This is a genomic window from Streptomyces sp. R21 (assembly GCF_041051975.1).
Classification (GTDB): Bacteria; Actinomycetota; Actinomycetes; order Streptomycetales; family Streptomycetaceae; genus Streptomyces.
The window spans coordinates 6470522-6490828 of the sequence record NZ_CP163435.1 but is presented as its reverse complement, the minus strand read 5'-3'; the positions used below and the strand labels follow the sequence as shown (position 1 = coordinate 6490828).

The window sequence follows — 20307 nt, the reverse complement described above, 5'->3', positions numbered from 1 at the left end:
TGGGAGCTCAACGCGACATAAATGTGATTTACACATTGACGTTCATTCGCTGGTCCAGAACCTTTTCCCGCCGAAAGGGCAACGCCGGTCATGCGTATTTCCCCGGGCCTCCTGCTGCGCCGTGCGATGGTCGGCTGTTCCGCCCTGGCCACCCTCTGGGCGCCCGGCTGCCCCGCGTCGGCCGCACCGCCCGCGCCGCCCGCCGCGGAGGCGGAGAGCCTCACCCTCACGCAGCGGTACGCCGCGCTCCAGCACGGCGGGATCGTCCGGGCGGCCAACGCGTCGATCAGCTGCCGTACGGCCGCGCCCTCGTGCCCCGCCGCGCGCGAGGGCCGGACGGCGCTGAACAACGACTTCGACATGTTCTACATCGACGTCGACAGCGACCCCAACACCTACAACTCCAGCCGTGCGGAGCTGCGTCTGCCGGAGGGCGCGCAGGTCACGTACGCGCGGCTGTACTGGGGCGGCAACCTCCGCGTCGGCGAGCAGAAGCCGCCGAAGGACAACGGGCGGGTGCTGATCGCGGAGCCCGGCGGCCAGTACAAGGCCGTGCTCGCGGACACCGTCGTCGGACACCGGGTGGCGCACGGCGCGGACGCCTTCCAGGCCTCGGCGGACGTCACGAAGCTGGTACGGGAAAGCCGTTCGGGTCTCTACACGGTCGCGCAGGTCAACGTGGCCATGGGCAGGTCCGCCCCCGGGGCCTGGGGCGGCTGGACGCTGATGGTGGCGTACGAGAAGGAGTCGGAGCCGCTGCGACAGCTGGCGATGTGGGACGGCTTCGACACACTCGGCCCCCGCGAGGACCAGGTGATCCGGCTGCGCGACCCGAGGTTCCCGAAGGGGGCCCACGGGCGTGCGGGACTGGTCGCGTACGACGGCGACCGCGGCCACGGCGGCGACTCCCTGACGGTGTCGGCCGGAGAGCACGGCCCCACGACCGCGCTGAGCGACACGGCCAACCCCCTTGACGACGTACTGAATTCGACGATCAGCGAGCCCGGCCCGACGGCGATGGAGCGGGCGCCCGCCTACGCGAACACGCTCGGCTACGACTCCGACGTCCTCGACCTGGACAAGGCGCTGCGCCCCGGCGGGGACGGGCTGGTCCTCCGGCTCTCCTCGCGGCGGGACGCCGCCTGGGTCGGGGCGCTGTTCACCGCCGTCGACGCGAAGCAGTGACGCGCGCCTGCAGGCGCCGCCCCTTAGCCGAGGAACCGCGCATGCCACAGTCCCCGACCGACCCTTCGTCGCGGATCCTGCACATCACCCAGCCGGTCGACGGCGGTGTCGCCCGGGTCGTCACCGACCTGGTGCGGGCGCAGCTGGCCGCCGAGATCCACGTCACCGTCGCCTGCCCGCACGACAGCCGCCTCGCGGACGCGCTCCGGGCGCTCGGCGCCGACGTACGGCACTGGTCGGCGACCCGTTCGCCGGGGCCGCTGCTGCCCCGGGAGGTACGGCGGCTCGCGTGCCTGGTCGCCGCGGCGCGGCCGGACGTGGTGCACGCGCACAGCGCCAAGGCCGGGCTCGCCGCCCGGCTCGCCGTACGCGGGCGGATTCCGACCGTGTTCCAGCCGCACGCCTGGTCGTTCGAGGCGGTCGGCGGGGCCATGGCCGCGCTCGCGCTGAAGTGGGAGCGGTGGGGGGCGCGTTGGGCTTCCCGGGTGGTGTGCGTGAGCGAGGCGGAGCGCGCGACCGGGCAGCGGGCCGGCATCGCCGCCCGGTGGAGCGTGATCCCCAACGGGGTCGACCTGGAGCGTTTCCACCCCGCGGCCGTGGACACCGTACGGGCCGGAATTCCGCTGCTCGCGGGTGCGGGCGCCGATCCGGCGGCTCCGCTCGTCGTCTGCGTGGGACGGCTGTGCCGGCAGAAGGGGCAGGACGTCCTGCTGGAGGCGTGGGGCGAGGTGGTCCGGCGGATTCCCGAAGCCCGGCTGGTGCTGGTCGGGGACGGTCCGGACGCCCCGTTGCTGCGGGCCCTCGCGCCCGGTTCGGTGCTGTTCGCCGGGGCGGCCGACGACGCCGTTCCCTGGTACCAGGCCGCCGATCTCGTCGTCCTGCCGTCCCGTTGGGAGGGCATGGCGCTGGCCCCGCTGGAGGCCATGGCCTGCGGACGGCCGGTGGTGGTGACGGACGTGGACGGCGCCTTGGAGAGTCTGCCGACGGCGATCGCCGCGCGCTGCCTGGTGCCGCCGCGGGAGCCGGAACCGCTGGCCCGGGCGATCGGGGCCCTGCTGTCCGACCCGCTGCTGCGTGAATCGCTCGGCCACCAGGGCCGCCACCACGTCCTGACCACGCACGACGTACGGCACACGGCGGACGCCGTGGCGGGCCTGTACCGCGAGCTGCTCGACGCGAAGTCCGTGGAGCACGCCAGGGGCGCCGGGGGCGCTCCGTGCGTGGAACACACCGAGTGCAGGGAGTCCATCCACACGTGACTGCGGAAAGTACCGTTCCCTCCCCCGGCGGACAGCCGCGGGAGTACGGATTCTCGCCCGTCTCGGTCATCCCTCCGCGCGGGGCCGTCGGCGGCTTCGGTTTCCCGGCCGGACGGCGGCCGTCGGTGCGGCGTGCCTCGCGGCTGCCACTGCTCGCCGTGGACGGCGGCGCCGCGCTGCTCGCCGGCCTCGCGCTCGCGCAGGTCCAGCGGCACCCGCCGCTCGTCGTCGCGCTGCTGCTCGGCGTGGTCTGGCTGAACGCGCGCGCCGCGCTGTACCGCGCCGAGACCGTGCCCGCGATGCTGGACGAACTGCCCGCCGTCTGCACGCGGATCGCGGTGACCTGGTGCGCGCTCGCGGCCCTGGTCGCGGCGCTCGCCCCGGCCGCCGCGCTGTCCGCCCGCACTCTCGCCCTGGGCTGCGTGCTGCAGTCCGCGGTGAGCTGCGCGGGCCGCGGCACGGTGCACTGGCGGCGCCGCCTGGCTCTCGTCCGGCGCCCCGACACCGCCCTGGTCATCGGCCCGGCCGTGACGGCGCAGCGCGTGGCCGCGGCCTTCCTGCGCCATCCGCAGTGCGGCGTACGGCCCGTGGGCATCGTCGCCGACCAGCCTGCCGGCGGTGACGGACTGCCGGTCCTGACCACCGGTGAGGAGGTCCAGCGGGCGCTGATCCAGAACGGCGTGCGGGCCGTGCTCGTCGTCCAGCCACCCGGTGAACGCGCCCCGCTGCTGCGGGCGTTGGCCGGTGCGGGCTGTGTGCTGTGGGAGATCGACCCGGAGTCGCCGTCGTACGGCACCAGACCTTCGTACGAGCGGCGCGGCGGGCAGCTCGCCGGGTTCGCCTGCCGGCGGATCGGGGTCGCCGAGCCGCGCGGCAGCGTCGGGAAGCGGCTTTTGGACGTGGCCGTCTCCGGGACGCTGTTGCTGATGGTCAGTCCGGTGCTGCTGGTGTGCGCGGTGGTGCTGCGGTTGAGCGACGGGCCCGGTGTGGTCTTCCGGCAGGAGCGGATCGGCAAGGGCGGGCGGCCGTTCACGCTGCTGAAGTTCCGCACGCACCGGCCGGTCGACGCACACGAGGCGGCGACCCGGTGGAGCGTGGCGAACGAGCAGGAGATGAGCCGCTTCTGTCAGTTCCTGCGGCGTACGTCGCTGGACGAGCTGCTCCAGCTGTGGAACGTGCTGCGGGGCGATATGAGCCTGGTCGGGCCGCGCCCCGAACGCCCCTATTTCGTCGGCAAGTTCAGCCAGACGTACCCGGGTTACGCGGCCCGCCACCGGATGCAGACCGGCATCACCGGACTGGCCCAGATCCAGGGGCTGCGCGGCGACACCTCGATCGAGGACCGCTGCCGGTTCGACAACGCGTACATCGACAACTGGTCGCTGTGGCAGGACATCTGCATCCTGCTGCGCACGGCCGCCTCGCTCGTCCGTCCCTCGGGGAGCTGAGCCGATGAGCCAAGTCCTGCCGCCCACCTCACCGTTGGGCATGCTGTTCACAGCGCTGCGACGCGCGCTGCCGGTGCTGCCCGTGGTGGCGGTGATCGCCATGCTGGGTCTGCCGATCGCGCCGGGCGGCGAAGGCGGCGCGACCGTCGCCGACGCTGTCTCCGGACTCGTCGTGGTGTGGTGCGCGCTGCGTCTCGTACGGGAGCGGCGGCGCCCCCTGTCCCCTGCCGCCGCGGTGGTCGTGGGACTGCCCGTGGTCGGGATCGCGATCGCGGCGGCCGGGGCGGCGAGCCCCGGTGCGGGGGTCACCGGCCTCGCCCGCTACCTCCAGATCTTCGTTCTGGTGCCGGGCGCCGTGCTGCTGCTGATCCGGGACCGGCGTGACTTCCGGCTGCTGGCCTGGGCGTTCGTCGCCCTGGCGCTGTGGCAGGGGGCGGTCGGGGTGCACCAGTACGTCACCGGGACCGGCGCCTCGTACATGGGCGAGGACATCCGGGCCGTGGGCACCTTCGGGCCGACGGACGTGATGGGGATGGCGACCGTCGTCGCGTTCGGGCTGGTGTGCGCGGTCGGGCTCGCGCTCGGTGCGCTCGGGCCGGTCGCGGCCGGGCAGCGGACGGCGGCCGTGGCGTGCTCGCTGCTGCTTCTGCTGCCGCTCGCGCTGTCGTTCAGCCGGGGCGCGTGGATCGCCACGGCCGTCGCGTGCTGCGCCCAGCTGGTGCTGGCGGGGCTGCGGCGGGCGGCGAAGGTGGGCGCGGCCGTCGCCGCGGTGGCCGTGATCCTGGTGGGCGGGCTCGGGGTCGGTACGGCGATGCTCCAGGAGCGGATCGACAGCATCAGCCAGGTCGCCGACGCGCCGGACCAGTCGGTGGTCGACCGGTACACGATGTGGGCCGCGGCCGTCGACATGTGGCGTGACCACCCGCTGACGGGCGTCGGGCTGAAGGGCTTCCCCGACCACCGCGACGGACACGCCTCGCTGGCCCTCTCCTCCGGCAGCGACATCGGAGGCGCGGGCGCCGCCTACCGCAAGCAGCCGCTGCTCTCCCCGCACAACATGTACCTGCTGGTGCTGAGCGAGCAGGGGCTGATCGGGCTGCTCGCACTGGCGGGGAGCTGGCTGGCGGCGCTGGTGTGCGGGCTGCGGGGGCTGGTGCGGGTGCGGCGCGGTTCTCCCGGAGACGGGGCACCCGGATCGCCGCCTGGCGGTCTCGACTGCGCGCTCGTCGCCTGCGGGCTGCTCATCTGGCAGTTGGTCGACTTCGCGTACGCGGACATCGGCGGGCCCTCGACGGTGCTGACGGCCGTCTGCTTCGGCCTCGTGGCCTGGTGGGCGCTGGTGGACCCGGCGTCCTCCTCCCCGGTCGCCGAGGCCTCGGTGGTCTCCCCGGCCTTCGCCCCGTCCGGGGAGGCCGCGGCGCGATGACGGTGACGCCTCCTCGCGCGGTCGGCGACGCGACGGCCGACGGTGCCCCGGTGGTGCCCGGCACCCGCACCGTCGCTACCGCGGGTGTCGCCCCTCCGGGTGCCGCGCCTTCTGGTGTCGCCCCTCCCTCCAGCCGGTTCCTCGCCAAGGCCGCCCTCGTCACCGTCGCCCTCTCCATCGCCGGTGCCCTGCTGGGACTTGTGCGCGACCAGGCGCTGGCGCATCTCTTCGGGGCGGGATCGGAGACGGACGCGTTCCTGGTCGCCTGGACCGTGCCGGAGTTCGCGGCGACGCTGCTGATCGAGGACGGCCTCGCCTTCGTGCTCGTGCCCATGTTCAGCACGGCCGTGGCCCGGCGCGCCCGGGGTGCCGCCGGGGACCCGGTGCGCGCCCTGGTCGCCACGACGCTGCCCCGGCTCTCGCTCGCCTTCCTGGCCGCATCCGCGCTGCTGATCGCCGGTGCGCCGTACCTGGTCGAGGCCCTCGCGCCCGGCCTGCCCCACCCTCGGCTCGCCGTGGACTGCACCCGGTTGACGGCGACCTGCGTGCTGAGCTTCGGGCTCGCCGGGTACTGCAGCGCGGCACTGCGGGCGCACCGCCGGTTCGTCGCGCCCGCGGCGATCTACGTGGCGTACAACACCGGCATCATCACGGCGATGTTCGTCCTCGGCGGCCACTGGGGGGTTCGGTCGGCGGCGCTCGGTGTCGCGGTGGGCGGTGCGCTGATGGTCGTGGCGCAAGTGCCCGCGCTGTGGCGGCAGTTGCGGCGCGCGGACGGGACGCCGGCGCCGCTGGAGCCGGCGGAGCAGCGCCCGATGGACCTCACCCTGATCGCCACGGTCCTGTTCTTCGCACTCACCCGCCAGTCGCAGGTCCTCGTCGAACGCTTCCTCGCCTCCTCCCTCCCCTCCGGGGCCATCTCGCATCTGAACTACGCGCAGAAGGTCGCCCAGATGCCGATGGTGCTCTCGCTGATGCTGTGCACCGTCACCTTCCCGGTGGTGGCGCAGGCGCTCGCCGAGGGCGACACCGAGCGCGCCCGCGACCGCGTGGAGCGCGATCTGGCGCTGGTGTCCTGCACGGTGCTGCTCGGTGCGGCGGCGGTCGTCGCGTGTGCGCCCCAGATGATCCAACTGCTGTTCCAGCGCGGCGCGTTCACCGCCCAGGACACCGCCGCCACGGCAGCCGTCATGCGGGTGTACGCGCTCGGGCTGCTCGGTCACACGCTGGTGGGCGCGCTCGCGCGGTCGTACTTCTCGGGCGGGCGGCCCACCTGGTATCCGCTGTTCGCGATGACCGCCGGGATCATCGTGACGTCCTGGATCGGCGCCTGGACCATCGGCTCCTGGGGGGTGTGCGGGATCGCCGCGGCCAACGCCACCGGGATCACCGTCAGCGCCCTGCTCATGCTGCGCGGCATGGGCCCGCGCAGTGTGCCGATCCGCACGCGCCGGGTGGTGGCCGAGATCGGCAAACCGGTGCGCGCGGCGGCGGTCGCCGCCGCCGTGGGGGCGTTCTGCGCGAGCCGCGTGGACTCCCCCGTACTCGGCCTCGTCCTCGGCGGCACGGCCGTGACCGTCGTGTTCGCCCTGCTGGCCTGGGCCCTGCGGGTCCAGGGTTTCGCACCCGCCGTCCGTTCCGTCACACGAAGGCTGCCGCATGTCCGTTTCCGCTGACAGCGCCACGGCGCGCACAGCAGGCTCAGCGCGCGCGACGCGCACCCACAGACGCCCCGGCACGATCCCGTGGGTGGCGATGTACCACTCCGTGGGCGACTGCTCCGACGACCCCTACAGCGTCACGGTCTCGCCCGACCGCCTCGACGAGCAGCTTGCCTGGCTGCGCCGCCGGGGCCTGCGGGGCGTCGGCATCACCGAGCTGCTGGCGGCCCGCGCCCGCGGTGCGGGGCAGGATCTGGTGGGCCTGACCTTCGACGACGGATACGCCGACTTCGTCACGGCCGCCCTGCCCGTGCTGCGCCGCCGGGAGTGCGGCGCCACGCTCTTCGTGCTGCCGGGCCGGCTGGGCGGCGAGAACGCCTGGGACCCGCTCGGACCGCGCAAGCCGCTCCTCGACAAGCAGGGCATCCGGCTGGCCGCCGCGACGGAGGGCATCGAGGTCGGCTCGCACGGGCTCACCCACGTCGATCTGACGAAGGCCGACGACACCTCCCTGCACGCCGAGATCGCCCAAAGCAGGGCGCTGCTCTCGGAGTTGATCGGCACTCATGTCGACGGCTTCTGCTATCCGTACGGCACGGTCGACCAGCGGGTCGTCGACGCCGTACGGGACGCCGGATACACGTACGCCTGCGCGATCGACCCCGGCCCGCTCACCGGCCCGCACGCCCTCCCCCGCGTCCACATCGACGAGAGGGACACCGCCGTACGCCTGCTGCTCAAGCACCGTCTGCACCGGCTGCGCCGCCGCCCCGTCGAGGGGATCTGACGTGAAGGCCCTGCACATCATCACCGGCCTCGGCGTCGGCGGCGCCGAACAGCAACTCCGGCTGCTGCTGCGCCATTTGCCCGTCGAATGCGACGTGGTGACGCTCACCAACCCGGGCGCGGTCGCCGCCGGCCTCACCGACGACGGGGTCCGCGTCTTCGACCTCGGCATGACCGGCAACCGCGACCTCTCCGCACTGCCCCGCCTGGTCAAGCTGATCCGCGCGGGCCACTACGACCTCGTGCACACGCACCTCTACCGCGCCTGTGTGTACGGCCGGATCGCCGCCCGCCTGGCGGGAGTTCGAGCCGTCGTCGCCACCGAGCACTCGCTCGGCGACTCACAGATGGAAGGGCGCGCGCTGAGCCGGGGCGTGCGCGCCCTCTACCTCGCCAGCGAGCGCCTGGGCAGCTCCACCGTCGCCGTCTCGCCCACGGTCGCCGACCGGCTGCGCCGCTGGGGCGTGCCCGCACCGCGCATCGAGATCGTGCCCAACGGCATCGACGTGGCCCGCTTCCGCTTCGACCCGCTGTTGCGCGAGCGCACCCGGCGGCGGCTCGGGCTGCCCGAGGGCGCGTACGTCGTCGGTGGCGTCGGCAGGCTGACGGCGGGCAAACGCTTCGACGTTCTCATCCGCGCCCTGGCCGAACTCCCGGGCGACGTCTGGCTGTTGCTGGTCGGCGGCGGCGCCGAGGAGAGCGTTCTGCGGCGTACGGCGCAGGAGGCGGGCGTCGCGGACCGGGTGCTGTTCACCGGCGAGCGCCCCGCCGACGGCTCACCCGGCGCCGATCTGCCGTCGCTGATAACGGCGATGGACGTCGTCGCCTCGCCCAGCGCCGAGGAGGCCTTCGGCCTCGCGGTCGTCGAGGCGATGGCCGCCGGGCTGCCCGTGCTCTACGTCTCCTGCCCGGCTGTCGAGGACCTGCCGCCGAGCGCGGCCCCCCGCACGCTCCGCGTCCAGGGCGGCGCGGACTCCTTCAGCCGCGCCCTGCTGAAGGTCCGCGACGAGGGCCCCGGCTCCCGCGCGGTACCGGACGCCGCTCGCCACTACAGCATCACCCGCAGCGCCGCACAGCTCATGAACGTGTACGCGGCCGCGGCCTCCTGCTCATCTCTGTCAGCTCTGGGAGTGAGTTCCTCATGACCGAAAACCCCACCCGCCAGCACGGCCCGACCGGTCCGGCAGGAGCGGCCCTCGCCCGCGCGAAGATCCTCCCGGCGTGGTCCCTGCTCGCCGCCGGCACCGTCCTCGGCGGCCTCCTCGGCGGCTCGTACGGCCTGCTGAAGCCCCCGCAGTACACGGCCACCAGCTACGTCATCGCCGTACCGACCGCGAAGTCGGACACCGCGTCGGCGCTCGGCTTCGCCCAGGCGTACGGGCGGGTGGCCACGCAGCTCGCGGTGCTCGGGGACGCGCAGGTCTGGGCCGGTGTGCCGGTGAGGACGCTGCAGCAAAGCGTGCAGACGGCGACCTCGCCGGACGCCCCGATGGTCGCCGTCTCGGCCACCTCCTCGCGCGCCGACCTCGCCGCCGACATGGCCAACGCCGTCTCGCGCGCGCTGACCCGGCATGCCAACGACAGCCAGGACAGCACGCACGTCGAACTCGTCTCCTTCTCCCGTGCCGTCAAGCCCACCGAGGCCTCCTCGGCGTCGCCGACCGTGACGGGCCTGGTCGGCGCGAGCGCGGGCGGACTGCTCGGCGGACTGGTGCTCCTGGTCCGCCCGCGCCGGAGCACGGACGCCGCCCGCGCCTCCGTGCCCGGCCCGGCGATGGCCGCCGACGTCCACGGGCAGCTGTGAGCGGCTCACTGCGCACCGAACTCTGCACGGACGAACGGGAGTTCGCCGAGTTGGCGGCGCCCTGGGGCCGGCTCTACCGCCGATGCGGTGCGGCCACCCCGTTCCAGAGCCACGCCTGGCTGCACTCCTGGTGGCTCTCGTACGGCGCGCCCGGCCGGCTGCGCCTGGTGCTCGTCCGCGACGGCGAGGGTGAACTGCGCGCCGCCGCCCCGCTCATGCGCGTACGCCGTCCGCTGCCCGCGCTCGTACCGCTCGGCGGGGCGATCTCCGACTACGGCGACGTGCTGCTCGACGACGAGGACGACGAGCGCGCCGACCGGGCGGCCACGACCCTCGCCGAGGGCCTGGCAGCCGCCGCCCGCACCGCGCTGATCGACTTCCGCGAGGTGCGGCCCGGCGGCGCGGTGGAGCGGATCTACGAGCGCTGGCGCGGCCCGCGCCGCCGGGTGCGCGACTCGCTCTGCCTGGAGCTGCCCGCCACCTCCATGGACGAGCTGGTGGGCCGGCTTCCGTCGGCGAAGGCCCAGCGGGTGCGCGCCAAGCTGCGCAAGCTCAGCGCACTCGGGGTCGAACAGCGTGTCGTACGCCCCGACGAGGTGGACACGGCGCTGCGGCGACTGCTGGAACTGCACCAACTCCAGTGGCAGGGCCGCAAGGTGACCTCCGAGCACCTCCAGGAGCGGTTCTGCGAGCACCTGGTCCGGTCGGTGGGCCCGATGGTCCGCTCAGGCGACGCCGTGGTCACCGAGTTCCGGCTCGACGACACCGTGATGGCCGTGGACCTCACACTGCTGTCGCGGCGTCTGGCGGGCGGTTATCTGTACGGCGCCCATCCGCAGCTGCGCGAGCGGAAGGCGGACGTCGCGGTGATGCTGCTGGACGCCTGCGCCCGGCACACCGAGTCGGGCGGGCGTGGCGCGCTGAGCCTGCTGCGCGGCGACGAGCCGTACAAGCACCACTGGCGCCCGGAGCCCGTCGTCAACCAACGGCTGCTGCTCGCCCGGCGACGTACGGCGCCGCTGATGTCGGCGGTCGTCTGCGACGTCGCCGCCCGCAGCCGGGGCAAGGAACTCCTGCGCGGCTGGAGGGAGCGGGAGCGTGGTGGCGGCGGATCCTGAGCGGCTCGCCGCCACCACGCTCCCTGAGCCGTCACCGGTTGCGCGACCACCAGTCGAACCGCAGACACAGCTTCCCGCCGAGCCAGTACTCGACCCAGTCGCCCAGCTCGATCGGCGAACAGCTGGGCGGCTGCACGGGCTTCGTGGGAACCGGCGTCGTCGGAACCGGTGTTGTCGGTACCGGAGTTGTCGGGACAGGTGTCGTCGGGACAGGTGTCGTCGGGATCGGCGTGGGGTCGATATGCCCGGAGAGCATCGAGCGGTAGACCTGGGACGCCTTCGGGTTGTCCTCGCACTGCCAGACGCCGTGCGGGCAGTAGTCGGTGAGCGTGTTGTACAGCGGCTTGTGCTCGTCCATCCACGCGAGCATGCGCTTCATGTACGTCGCATTGTCTCCGTTGCGGAAGAGACCCCATTCAGGATAGGAAATGGGCTTGCCGTGGGATTTGGCGAAGTCCACATGCGCCTGAAGGCCGTACGGCTCCTTCACCTGTTCGTCGAATGACAGCCCGCTCGGCTGGTCGTACGAATCCATGCCGATGATGTCGACCGTGTCGTCCCCCGGATAGCACTGCGTCCAGGGAACGGCGTCCCGGCCGCGGTTCGGAGTGAAGTCGAACCGGAATTTCTGGCCCGGCACCGAACGCATGGTGGTGACGATTCTGTTCCAGTACTTCTTCCAGGCCTCCGGGTCCGGCCCGCACCGATGGGTGTACGTCATGCCGTTCATTTCCCAGCCGAGCACGATGACGGTGTCCGGCACCTTCAGTTCGACGAGCCGCTCGGCGAGCGCCTTGAAGTGGTGGTCGAACTCACCGGCCGCCGCCCGGCGCAGCAGCCCGCGGACCTCCCAGTCGGAGACACCCTCCTCGTTGCGCTCCATCATCGGCACGTTGAGGACGAGCATCCGGTCGTCCCTCTCGCGCCGCCAGTCCGCCCAGACGTCGAGGAAACCGTGCGCGCCCTCGATATTGCTCCAGCGGTCGCCCGGCAGATATGTGTGTCCTACGCGCAGGTCGGCACCGCCCAGCCACTCGCTGAGCTCCGCGATCCGGGCCACGCCCCGGGCGCCGTAGTCGAGATAGGCGCCGAAGGCGGGCCCCGGCTCGGCCGGCTTCGGCTCCTCGGCGGTCGGTGCGGGCAAGGGCGTGGTCGTCGGCGCCGCGATCACCGGCGGTGCGGGCGGGGCCACGACGGGGAGGGGCGAGGACGCGGCCGACGGAGTCACCGATGGGGGCGTCACGGACGTGGGTGTCACGGATGCGGGCGTCACCGACGTGGGTGTCGGCGCCGGAGGATCGGCGACGCGCACCACCCCGGCGCCCACGGCGTATCCCGGCGCCGACGTCAGGGCGACCGACGCAACGACGGCGGCCGCGACACACGCCAGCCGCCGGGCCCGGGGCCGTTGCTGCTGTGGGGCCATGCCTGCTCCTCTCACCACTCCGGACCGATTCTGCTACGCGTTTCCGGTCACGCTTTTCCACCTACTGACACTCAGTCATATGAATGCGCATTCCGCCAACCGAGGCTCCGGTCTTTGAGCGTTCCGATCACCCGCACGGGTGACCGACCGAAGGAAATTGTCCGTGCCTTTTCTCGACATTCGCGTCCCCGCCGTACTCGTGCGGATCGACCGGAACCCCTTTCACCACGGAACGCTGGGAGCCGTACGCTCACTCGGCCGAGCGGGCGTGGAGGTGCACGTCGTCGCCGATGTGACGGGAAGTCCCGTACGGCAATCCCGATTTGTCTCCGAGATGCATCCCCCGCCCCCGCCCGGCGCATCCGCCCCGGAAATCGCCGGCGTCCTGCGCCGGGTGGCCGCCCGGGTGTCCCGCCCCGCCGTGCTGATCCCCATGGACGACGCGAGTGCCGTCGCGGTGGGCCGAATGCGCGACGAACTGATGCCGGGGTACCTGCTGCCGCAGCAGCCCGACGCCCTCGCCGAACGCGTCGCCGACAAGGCGGAGCTGGCCGCCGTGTGCGAGCACGTCGGCATCCCCCACCCGGTGACGCTGGTCCCGCAGAGTGCGGCGCAGGCGACCGCGGCCGTGTGGCGGCTGGGCCTGCCGGTGGTGGCGAAGTGGAGCCGCCCCTGGCTGATCCCGGCCGGATCGGGGCTGCGCAGCACGGTGATGGTGCACTCGGCGCAGCAGGCCCAGGCGCTGTACCTGCGCTCCGCGGAGGCGGGCAGCCGACTGCTGTTCCAGGAGTTCCTGCCGCCGGGGCCGGACCTCGACTGGTTCTTCCACGGGTACGCCGACCGGTCCGGGGCGGTGTGCGGCGGCGGCCCGGGACGCAAGCAACTCGCCTGGCCGCGCGGCGCCGGACTGACCGCGGTCGGCCATTGGACCCCCAACCCGCAGGTACAGGCGCTCGCCGAACGGCTCACCGGCGCGCTCGGCTACCGCGGCATCCTCGACCTGGACTTCCGCCGGGACAGCGCGACGGGCCACTACCACCTGCTCGACTTCAACCCCCGGCCCGGCGCTCAGTTCCGGCTCTTCGCCGACGCGTCCGGCCTGGACGTCGTACGCGCCCAGCACCTGGACCTGACCCACCGTCCGCTGCCGGACCCGGCTCCCCTGCCGGGCCGGGCGTTCGTGGTGGAGAACTACGCCCCGCTGAGCGCGCTGCGCCGACGCTCCGGCGAGCGCGAACTGGCCTGGTACGCCCGCGACGACCGCGCGCCCGGCTTCGCGATGTGGGCGCTGTGGTGCCGCCATGTGGCGCTGCGTCTGCTGGCCCGCCTGCGCCGGCCCACGCCCGTCACCACGAGCGCCCGGATCGGGCGGCAGCCCGGCGCCCCGACCTCCCTGACCGACAACCAGAAAGCGAGCAGCTGCTGATGTACGACCTGCTGGTGGTGGGAGCCGGCCCCTACGGCCTGTCCATCGCGTCCCACGCCGCCGCGGCCGGACTCAGGCTGCGCGTCATGGGACGCCCGATGGCGTCCTGGCGGGATCACATGCCCCGCGGCATGTTCCTGAAGTCGGAGCCGTGGGCGTCGAACCTCTCGGACCCCGGGCGCCGCCGGCGCCTCGACGTGTACTGCGCCGAGCAGGGTGTCGGGGCCCGGCACGGGGAGCCGATCCCGGTCGAGATGTTCGCCTCGTACGGGCTGTGGTTCGCCCGGCACGCGGTACCGGAGGTGGACGAGCGCACGGTGACACGCGTGCGGGCCCGACCCGGGGGCTTCGAGGCGGTCACCGAGGACGGCGAGGTGCTGCACGCCAGGACGGTCGCGCTGGCCGTCGGGGTCATGCCCTTCGTCGAGGTGCCCGGCGCGCTGCGCGACCTCGGCCCCTCCCTTGTCTCGCACAGCAGCCACCACGGCGACCTCGACCGCTTCCGGGGCAAGGACGTCACGGTGGTCGGCGGCGGCCAGGCCGCGCTGGAGACGGCGGCCCTCCTCGCCGAACAGGGCACCCGCGTCCGGGTGTTGGCCCGCGCCGGACAGCTGAACTGGAACAACGTGCCCCCGGCCTGGGAGCGCCCGTGGTGGGAGTCGGTCCGCACCCCGCACAGCGGACTGGGCTGCGGCTGGCGCAACTGGTGCTACGCCGAGCGTCCCGGCCTCTTCCACCGCCTGCCCGAGACCACCCGCGCCCGGATCGCGGCCACCGCCCTCGGCCCGGCGGGCGCCTGGTGGGTGCGCGACCGGGTGGAGTCGGCCGTCGAGGTGCTGCTCGGCCACGAGATCGCGGCGGCCTACGGCACGGGAGGCGGCGTACGGCTGGAGGCGGTGACCCGGAGCGGCGGGCTGACGTCGCTGGAGACCGAACACGTCATCGCGGCAACAGGGTTCAGGGCGAGCCGTGACCGGCTCGGGCTGCTCGCCGAAGAGCTGCGCGGGGGTCTTGCGGCGGAGGCCGACGGTTCGCCGCGGGTGGGCCGGGACTTCGAGTCCTCGCATCCGGGGCTCTTCATGGCGGGCCTGGTGACGGCGTCCGGCTTCGGTCCGGCCATGCGCTTCGTGCACGGCGCCACCTTCACGGCGGGCACGCTCGTGCGGGGAGTACGGCGGCGGCTGCACACGGGCCCGGTGTCCGGGCGGATTCCGGCGCCGGGGAACGGGCGGGGCCGCGGGGCGCTCGACACGGTGCGCCGCTGACCTGCGGCTTGGGTGCCGGGCGCGATGGCGTCCGGCACCCAGAGCGGTGCCTCTGCTTGCGGAGCTCCTTACGGAACCGCCACGGAACTACTTACGGGACGCGGCTCGGCCCCGTCGGTACAGCAGGGTGCCACCCGCGAGCAGGGCGGCACTGGCGGCCGAAAGCCCGAGCATGTCCTCGCTGCCGGTGTGCGGCAGCGTGGGGGGCGTGCCAGGCGGGGTGCCCGGCGGGGTGCCGGGGGGCGTACCCGGCGGAGTACCGGGCGGGGTGCCAGGGGGCGTGCCAGGGGGCGTGCCCGGCGGAGTACCCGGAGGGGTGCCGGGCGGAGTACCGGGGGGCGTACCCGGAGGCGTGCCGGGCGGACCAGGGGGCTGTTCGTGGCCCGTCGGCGGCTTGTGCGGGGGCTTGTGGGGCGGCTTGTGCGGGGGTGTGTCCCCGTAGCCTCCCGGGGTGTCCCCGTAGCCTCCGTTGCCTCCGTGCGTGCCACCGGGGCCTCCGTGGGCCCCATGCCCTCCGTGGGCGCCATGCCCTCCGTGCGTGCCCTTGCCCGCACAGTCGTTGCCGAAGACGGGGTTGAGCGCGCTGATCACGTCCACCGTGTTGCCGCACGCGTTCACCGGGACGTCCACCGGCGCCTGGGCGTGGTTGCCCGACCCGACGCCGGGCGAATCGTGCGTCCCGCCGTGCGCCGAGGAGCCGGAACCGCCGTGGCCCGGCGAGCCCCCGTATCCGGAGCCGTAGCCCGAGTCGTCCGCGCCCGAGCCATACCCGCCCCAGTCGTCGAAGTCGTCGGAGCCGTAGCCCGAGGAGCTCTCGTGGTGGGAGGAGTGGTGCGGTGCGCCGTGGGACCCGTGCTTGTCCGAGCCGTTGGCGCAGGAGTTGCCGAAGGCCGGGTTGAGCGCGGCGGCCACGTCGACGGAGTTGCCGCACGCGTTGACCGGGACGTCCACCGGGACCTGGACGTCGTTGCCCGCTGCGACGCCGGGCGAGTCAGCGGCCGCGCCGCCCGCGTGCGAGTCGGCGAAGGCGGGAGTGCCGTAGAGGGACAGGATGCTCGTCGCGGCCGCGGCCACGACCATTCCCCTGCTCAGGGTCTGTCGCAATCTCGTTGTCTTCCTACTTGTAGAAGTTGGAAAAGCCGGCCTAGGAACCGAAAGAGCGTTCCAAGGCCGGCTTTAGACACAGCCGAGACGGCTGGTGTGACGCTGCGTCAGTCGTTGACGCAGGTGTTGCCGAACGCGGGGTTCAGCAGCGCGATGACGTTGACCGAGTTGCCGCACACGTTGACCGGGATGTGAACCGGAACCTGCACGACGTTGCCCGAGAGGACACCGGGGGAACCGACCGCGGCACCGTGGGCGTCCGCGTCCGCGAAGGCCGGGGCGGCCATGCCCAGGGCCATGATCGCGCCGGCGACGAGAGCAGCGCTCTTCTTGTGCTTCACGTACTTTCCCTTCTCTGCGGTCATGCCCCTTTGACGGCCGAAACCGAGCGAGCACAGCCTGAACGGCTCGCACCATGACCTGCAGCCTGTAAACGAGGGATAGACGTCCAAGGAAACTAAAGAACGTGAGTCGCTTCGGAATTCACTCGAATCGCCCTGCATAAAAACCCCAAGGGAGCCGTGCGTGAGGAGAAACGCTTCTCTATAAGTGCCGCACAGCGGATGACAGCAGCGGAAAAACGGAGCAGGGGTGAATCACGGAAGAGCTCGGGCGGCCCGCGCGTATGCGCAACGGGCGGCCCGAGCTCCGTCCTGACGGCGAATCAGCTGCCCGTGGCGCCGTTGCCGGAGAGCACCGGGATGTTGTCCACGATGTGCGACAGCGGCTCGTCGCCCTTCGCCTGCGTGGAGTTCTCCGCGCACTGCTGGTTCTGCGGCGCCGAGAGGACCGGCACGTCCTGCAGAACGGTGACCGGCACCACACCGACGACCGAACCCACGTTGACCTTGGCCGGAAGGCCGACGCACAGCTTGTTCAGCGCGCCCTGGGCCAGCGAGAGCTGGGGGCTCATCTCGCCCATCGTCTTGGCGTTGCCGTACGACTGCTCGGCGCCGTTCCCGTTGGTGGTGCTGACGCCGTTGTCGTTGCCGATCGCCAGCGCCTGAGGGGCGGCTGCGGCCGAGACACCGACGACGGAAGCCGCGACCGCCACAGCGGCCATTGACTTCTTGAGCATTTGCTCCGGTCCTTTCCTGGCTGGAGACACATGTTCCTGCTCCCCCTCAACCGGAGACGGCGGAAATGGTTTCGCGACGTCACCCGGTCGGCCCGTTCGACTCATCTGAATTCACGGGAGAATCTCGCGCGCGTACGCCGCTCAACGGACCCTTCAATGGGGCCATTGGAGTGAATCAGAGCAACCACCCGGCCGCGACGGAGTTGTCCAGAGCGCTCCGGTGGACGGGGTTACTCCAGAAGGGACCACGCAAGTGATCAAGAAGGTTATGGCTGCTGCGGCTGTCGCCGCTTCCGTCGTCGGAGCCTCGGCTGCCGCCGCGCCCCAGGCGCTGGCGATCGGCAACGACGGTGGCGTCAAGACCGTCAACGGCAACGGCGCCGAGCAGGTCTACGGCAACCAGGCCACGTACGGCAACATGAGCCCGCAGATGGCGCTCGTCCAGGGCTCGCTGAACAAGCCCTGCATCGGTCTGCCGGTCAAGGGCAACATCGGTTCGGTCGTCGGCGTGGTGCCGGTCACCGTCCTGCAGGACGTGCCGATCCTCTCGGCCCCGCAGAACCAGCAGTGCACCGAGAACTCCACCCAGGCCAAGGGCGACGAGCCGCTCTCGCACATCCTGGACAACATCCCGGTCCTCTCCGGCAACGGCGCCAGCAAGAGCTGACCTCCGCGGCATCGCGCGCAGCGGGTCGCCGGTCCTCCGGTGGCCCGCTGCCGCTGTCGCCGACGCGTCGCCGCCGACGCGTCAACCACTCCGGTCCCGGAGTAACCCTGTGGGCCGATCGGGGTACACCCCGCATCTACCCCATTCACCACATTGTTGATCAACGTGCGGCTCCGCGACGGAGTCCGCTCTCCGAAGGGAACGAACATGAAGAAGCTGTGGGCGACCGCGGCCGTTGCCGCTTCTGTCGCCGGTATCGCCGGTGCCGCCGCGCCCCAGGCGATGGCCATCGGCAACGACGAAGGTGTCAACACCAAGAACGGCAACGGCGCCGTCCAGAAGTACGGCAACCAGGCCACGCACGGCGACATGAGCCCCCAGCTCTCGCTCGTCCAGGGCACCCTGAACAAGCCCTGTGTCGGCCTGCCGGCCAAGCTGAACGTCGGCTCCGTCGTCGGCGTGGTGCCGGTCACCGTCCTGCAGGACGTGCCGGTCCTCTCGGCCCCGCAGAACCAGCAGTGCACCGAGAACTCCACCCAGGCCAAGGGCGACGAGCCGCTGTCGCACATCCTGGACAACATCCCGGTCCTCTCGGGCAACGGCGCCTCGGGCAGCTGACCCTCTCGGCATCCCGGACAGCGGGCCGCTCCTCGGAGTGGCCCGCTGTTCGTGTGCCCGGACCCGGGGCGTCCTCAGGTCCGGTAGAGCGCCTCGATCTCGTCCGCGTACGCCGCCAACGCCGCGTGCCGTTTGACCTTCAGGGACGGCGTGAGCAGGCCGTTGTCCTCGGTGAACTCGCCCGGCACCAGCCGGAAGGCGCGGATGGACTCGGCGCGCGAGACCGCCGCGTTCGCGTGGTCGACGGCCCGCTGGACGTCGTCGCGCATCCGGGGGTCCGCGGCGAGATCGGCCGGCGGGGTGTCCGCGGGCAGGCCGCGCACGGCGAGCCAGTGGGCCACGGCGTCGGGGTCCAGGGTGATCAGGGCGGCGACGAAGGGGCGGTTGTCGCCGACGACGAGGCACTGGCCGACGAGGGCGCGGCCGCGCAGCCGGTCCTCCAGGACGGCCGGTGCGACGTTCTTGCCGCCGGAGGTGACGATGATGTCCTTCTTCCGGCCGGTGATGGTGAGGTAGCCGTCCTCGTCGAGGGCGCCGAGGTCACCGGTGGCGAACCACTCGTTCGACAGGACGTCGTCGGTCGCGGCCGGGTTGTTCCAGTACGCGCCGAAGACGATGCCGCCCTTGACGAGGACCTCGCCGTCGTCCGCGATGCGGACCGCGGTGCCGGGGAGGGGGACGCCGACCGTGCCGGGGCGGGGTTCGAGAGGCGGGACGACGGTGGCCGCCGCGGTCGTCTCTGTCAGGCCGTAGCCCTCGTAGACGATGATTCCGGCGCCGGCGAAGAACAGGTTGAGGTCGCGGTCGAGCGGGGATCCGCCGCTGATGGCGTAGCGCGCACGGCCGCCGAGCTCCTTGCGGATACGGCGGTAGACGAGCAGGTCGTACAGCGCCCAGGCCGCGTACAGCCGCAGGCCCGGGCCCTTGCCGCGGCTGAGGAACCGGTCGAGGGACGCCGCGCCGAAGCGGACGCCGACGCGGTGGGCACGGTCGAAGGAGGCGGCGCGGCCCATCTTCTCGGCGGTGGCGCGACCGGTGGCGTGGATCTTCTCGAAGAGGTACGGCACCCCGACGAGGAAGGTGGGCCGGAACTCCCGTAGCGCGGGCCGGAGTTCGTCGGGCTTGAGGCTCGGGCAGTGGCCCAGCTCGATGCGGGCCATCAGACAGGCGATCTGCAGGCCCCGGCCCATGATGTGGGCGAGCGGGAGGAACAGGAGTGTGGAGGCGACCTGGCCGGTGACCTCCTTGAAGAGGGGGTGCGCCAGTTCGGCCATGTTGGCGGCCTGGGCGTGCAGGTTGGCGTGGGTGAGGACGCAGCCCTTGGGTTGTCCGGTGGTGCCGGAGGTGTAGCAGATCGTGGCGACGGTATCGGGGGTCAGGGCCGAGCGGCGCTTGGTGACCTCCTCGTCGGGGATGTCCCGGCCCAGGGCGGTGAGTTCGGGCAGGGCGTCCGCGTCCAGGACGTACAGGAGCGGGGGTTCGGGGTGGCCGGCCGTGCCGGTGGTGACGGTGGCCGCGTTGTCGGCGGTCTCGGCGATGACGAGGCGGGCGCCGGAGTCCCGGACGATCCACTCCACCTGCTGGGCGGACGAGGTGGCGTAGATCGGCACGCTCTGGCCGCCTGCCGCCCAGATCGCGAAGTCGAGGACCGTCCATTCGTAGCGGGTGCGGGACATCAGGGCGACGCGGCCGCCCGGTTCGAGGCCGGCGGCGATCAACCCCTTGGCCGCGTCGGTGACTTCGCGGGCGAAGGCCGCCGCGGTCACCGGGCGCCAGGTGCCGTTCTCGCCTCGGCGCAGGACCACGGCGTCCGGGGCCTCGGCCGCGTTGGTGAAAGGGACGTCGGCAATGCTGCCGGTGGTGGCCGCCGGTACCAGGGGGGCGGTGCGGGCCTCGCGGACGGTGCCGGTCTCGTCCCTGATCAGCTCGGTTCTGCGGCGGGCCGCCAGGTCGGCGTGCTGCCGCGCCCGTCGCAGATCCTTGCGTACGCCCATGACGACTCCCGGTGCCGACTCAAGGTGCTGACGTGCTGACCT

General features: G+C 72.5%; 18 protein-coding genes. 13 read left to right on the top strand and 5 right to left on the bottom strand.

Features of this window, described 5'->3' with window-relative positions; translation table 11 throughout:
• Positions 1 to 90 precede the first annotated feature (90 nt).
• From AB5J56_RS28980 to AB5J56_RS28940, 9 genes are all read left to right on the top strand, one after another.
• Positions 91 to 1185, top strand: a complete 1095-nt coding sequence (locus AB5J56_RS28980) for a DUF3344 domain-containing protein (protein ID WP_369236548.1) — start codon at positions 91 to 93, stop codon at positions 1183 to 1185.
• 41 nt (positions 1186 to 1226) lie between these two features.
• Entirely contained in the window at positions 1227 to 2444 is a 1218-nt protein-coding gene (locus AB5J56_RS28975; RefSeq protein ID WP_369236546.1) for a glycosyltransferase, read from the top strand.
• Positions 2441 to 3892, top strand: a complete 1452-nt coding sequence (locus AB5J56_RS28970) for a sugar transferase (protein WP_369236544.1) — start codon at positions 2441 to 2443, stop codon at positions 3890 to 3892. Before AB5J56_RS28975 ends, AB5J56_RS28970 begins: the two co-directional genes overlap by 4 nt.
• A 40-nt stretch (positions 3893 to 3932) precedes the next feature.
• The gene (locus AB5J56_RS28965; protein WP_369242859.1) at positions 3933 to 5318 is read left to right on the top strand and encodes an O-antigen ligase family protein; all 1386 of its coding nucleotides are present in this window, start codon (positions 3933 to 3935) and stop codon (positions 5316 to 5318) included.
• Complete coding sequence (gene murJ / locus AB5J56_RS28960) at positions 5315 to 6994, top strand: murein biosynthesis integral membrane protein MurJ (protein WP_369236542.1); 1680 nt, start codon at positions 5315 to 5317, stop codon at positions 6992 to 6994. Before AB5J56_RS28965 ends, murJ begins: the two co-directional genes overlap by 4 nt.
• A gap of 79 nt (positions 6995 to 7073) precedes the next feature.
• Positions 7074 to 7766, top strand: a complete 693-nt coding sequence (locus AB5J56_RS28955) for a polysaccharide deacetylase family protein (protein ID WP_369242857.1) — start codon at positions 7074 to 7076, stop codon at positions 7764 to 7766.
• A gap of 1 nt (position 7767) precedes the next feature.
• A complete protein-coding gene (locus tag AB5J56_RS28950; RefSeq protein ID WP_369236540.1) occupies positions 7768 to 8910 on the top strand; it encodes a glycosyltransferase in 1143 nt (380 codons plus the stop codon).
• The gene (locus tag AB5J56_RS28945; RefSeq protein ID WP_369236538.1) at positions 8907 to 9569 is read left to right on the top strand and encodes a lipopolysaccharide biosynthesis protein; all 663 of its coding nucleotides are present in this window, start codon (positions 8907 to 8909) and stop codon (positions 9567 to 9569) included. Before AB5J56_RS28950 ends, AB5J56_RS28945 begins: the two co-directional genes overlap by 4 nt.
• Positions 9566 to 10687 carry a GNAT family N-acetyltransferase gene (locus tag AB5J56_RS28940; RefSeq protein ID WP_369236536.1) on the top strand — a complete coding sequence of 374 codons (1122 nt, stop codon included), beginning with the start codon at positions 9566 to 9568 and terminating at the stop codon, positions 10685 to 10687. The genes AB5J56_RS28945 and AB5J56_RS28940 overlap by 4 nt, the downstream gene beginning before the upstream one ends.
• 31 nt (positions 10688 to 10718) lie before the next feature.
• Here the strand turns inward: AB5J56_RS28940 and AB5J56_RS28935 are convergent, their stop codons facing one another.
• Complete coding sequence (locus AB5J56_RS28935) at positions 10719 to 12113, bottom strand: glycoside hydrolase family 26 protein (protein ID WP_369236534.1); 1395 nt, start codon at positions 12111 to 12113, stop codon at positions 10719 to 10721.
• 163 nt (positions 12114 to 12276) lie between these two features.
• Here AB5J56_RS28935 and AB5J56_RS28930 point away from each other — a divergent pair, with 163 nt between their 5' ends.
• Together AB5J56_RS28930 and AB5J56_RS28925 are read left to right on the top strand one after the other, a co-directional pair.
• The gene (locus AB5J56_RS28930; protein ID WP_369236532.1) at positions 12277 to 13539 is read left to right on the top strand and encodes an ATP-grasp domain-containing protein; all 1263 of its coding nucleotides are present in this window, start codon (positions 12277 to 12279) and stop codon (positions 13537 to 13539) included.
• Positions 13539 to 14804: an FAD-dependent oxidoreductase gene (locus AB5J56_RS28925; protein WP_369236530.1), complete on the top strand. Its 1266-nt coding sequence runs from the start codon at positions 13539 to 13541 to the stop codon at positions 14802 to 14804. Before AB5J56_RS28930 ends, AB5J56_RS28925 begins: the two co-directional genes overlap by 1 nt.
• A gap of 87 nt (positions 14805 to 14891) precedes the next feature.
• Here AB5J56_RS28925 and AB5J56_RS28920 read toward each other — a convergent pair whose 3' ends face one another.
• The 3 genes from AB5J56_RS28920 to AB5J56_RS28910 all read right to left on the bottom strand — a co-directional run bounded on the left by AB5J56_RS28920 (position 14892) and on the right by AB5J56_RS28910 (position 16986).
• The gene (locus AB5J56_RS28920; protein WP_369236528.1) at positions 14892 to 15908 is read right to left on the bottom strand and encodes a chaplin; all 1017 of its coding nucleotides are present in this window, start codon (positions 15906 to 15908) and stop codon (positions 14892 to 14894) included.
• Positions 15909 to 16015: 107 nt separating this feature from the next.
• Complete coding sequence (locus AB5J56_RS28915) at positions 16016 to 16273, bottom strand: chaplin (RefSeq protein WP_369236526.1); 258 nt, start codon at positions 16271 to 16273, stop codon at positions 16016 to 16018.
• A gap of 299 nt (positions 16274 to 16572) precedes the next feature.
• Positions 16573 to 16986, bottom strand: coding sequence for a rodlin (locus tag AB5J56_RS28910; RefSeq protein ID WP_369236524.1), 414 nt, complete (start codon positions 16984 to 16986; stop codon positions 16573 to 16575).
• Positions 16987 to 17239: 253 nt separating this feature from the next.
• Here AB5J56_RS28910 and AB5J56_RS28905 point away from each other — a divergent pair, with 253 nt between their 5' ends.
• Positions 17240 to 17653 (top strand): rodlin, encoded by a 414-nt coding sequence (locus AB5J56_RS28905; RefSeq protein WP_369236522.1) that lies wholly within the window; start codon positions 17240 to 17242, stop codon positions 17651 to 17653.
• Between the two features lie 207 nt (positions 17654 to 17860).
• Positions 17861 to 18271, top strand: coding sequence for a rodlin (locus AB5J56_RS28900; protein ID WP_369236520.1), 411 nt, complete (start codon positions 17861 to 17863; stop codon positions 18269 to 18271).
• A 74-nt stretch (positions 18272 to 18345) separates the two neighbouring features.
• Here AB5J56_RS28900 and AB5J56_RS28895 read toward each other — a convergent pair whose 3' ends face one another.
• Positions 18346 to 20265, bottom strand: a complete 1920-nt coding sequence (locus AB5J56_RS28895) for a long-chain fatty acid--CoA ligase (RefSeq protein WP_369236518.1) — start codon at positions 20263 to 20265, stop codon at positions 18346 to 18348.
• Positions 20266 to 20307: the final 42 nt, after the last annotated feature.

What these genes read in the sequence shown, in the direction of transcription:
- AB5J56_RS28980 (WP_369236548.1), top strand. Translation starts at nt 91, where the DNA reads ATGCGTATTTCCCCGGGCCTCCTGCTGCGCCGTGCGATGGTCGGCTGT.
- AB5J56_RS28975 (WP_369236546.1), top strand. Translation starts at nt 1,227, where the DNA reads ATGCCACAGTCCCCGACCGACCCTTCGTCGCGGATCCTGCACATCACC.
- AB5J56_RS28965 (WP_369242859.1), top strand. Translation starts at nt 3,933, where the DNA reads ATGCTGTTCACAGCGCTGCGACGCGCGCTGCCGGTGCTGCCCGTGGTG.
- murJ (WP_369236542.1), top strand. Translation starts at nt 5,315, where the DNA reads ATGACGGTGACGCCTCCTCGCGCGGTCGGCGACGCGACGGCCGACGGT.
- AB5J56_RS28955 (WP_369242857.1), top strand. Translation starts at nt 7,074, where the DNA reads ATGTACCACTCCGTGGGCGACTGCTCCGACGACCCCTACAGCGTCACG.
- AB5J56_RS28945 (WP_369236538.1), top strand. Translation starts at nt 8,907, where the DNA reads ATGACCGAAAACCCCACCCGCCAGCACGGCCCGACCGGTCCGGCAGGA.
- AB5J56_RS28935 (WP_369236534.1), bottom strand. Translation starts at nt 12,113, where the DNA reads ATGGCCCCACAGCAGCAACGGCCCCGGGCCCGGCGGCTGGCGTGTGTC.
- AB5J56_RS28925 (WP_369236530.1), top strand. Translation starts at nt 13,539, where the DNA reads ATGTACGACCTGCTGGTGGTGGGAGCCGGCCCCTACGGCCTGTCCATC.
- AB5J56_RS28915 (WP_369236526.1), bottom strand. Translation starts at nt 16,273, where the DNA reads ATGACCGCAGAGAAGGGAAAGTACGTGAAGCACAAGAAGAGCGCTGCT.
- AB5J56_RS28910 (WP_369236524.1), bottom strand. Translation starts at nt 16,986, where the DNA reads ATGCTCAAGAAGTCAATGGCCGCTGTGGCGGTCGCGGCTTCCGTCGTC.
- AB5J56_RS28900 (WP_369236520.1), top strand. Translation starts at nt 17,861, where the DNA reads ATGAAGAAGCTGTGGGCGACCGCGGCCGTTGCCGCTTCTGTCGCCGGT.
- AB5J56_RS28895 (WP_369236518.1), bottom strand. Translation starts at nt 20,265, where the DNA reads ATGGGCGTACGCAAGGATCTGCGACGGGCGCGGCAGCACGCCGACCTG.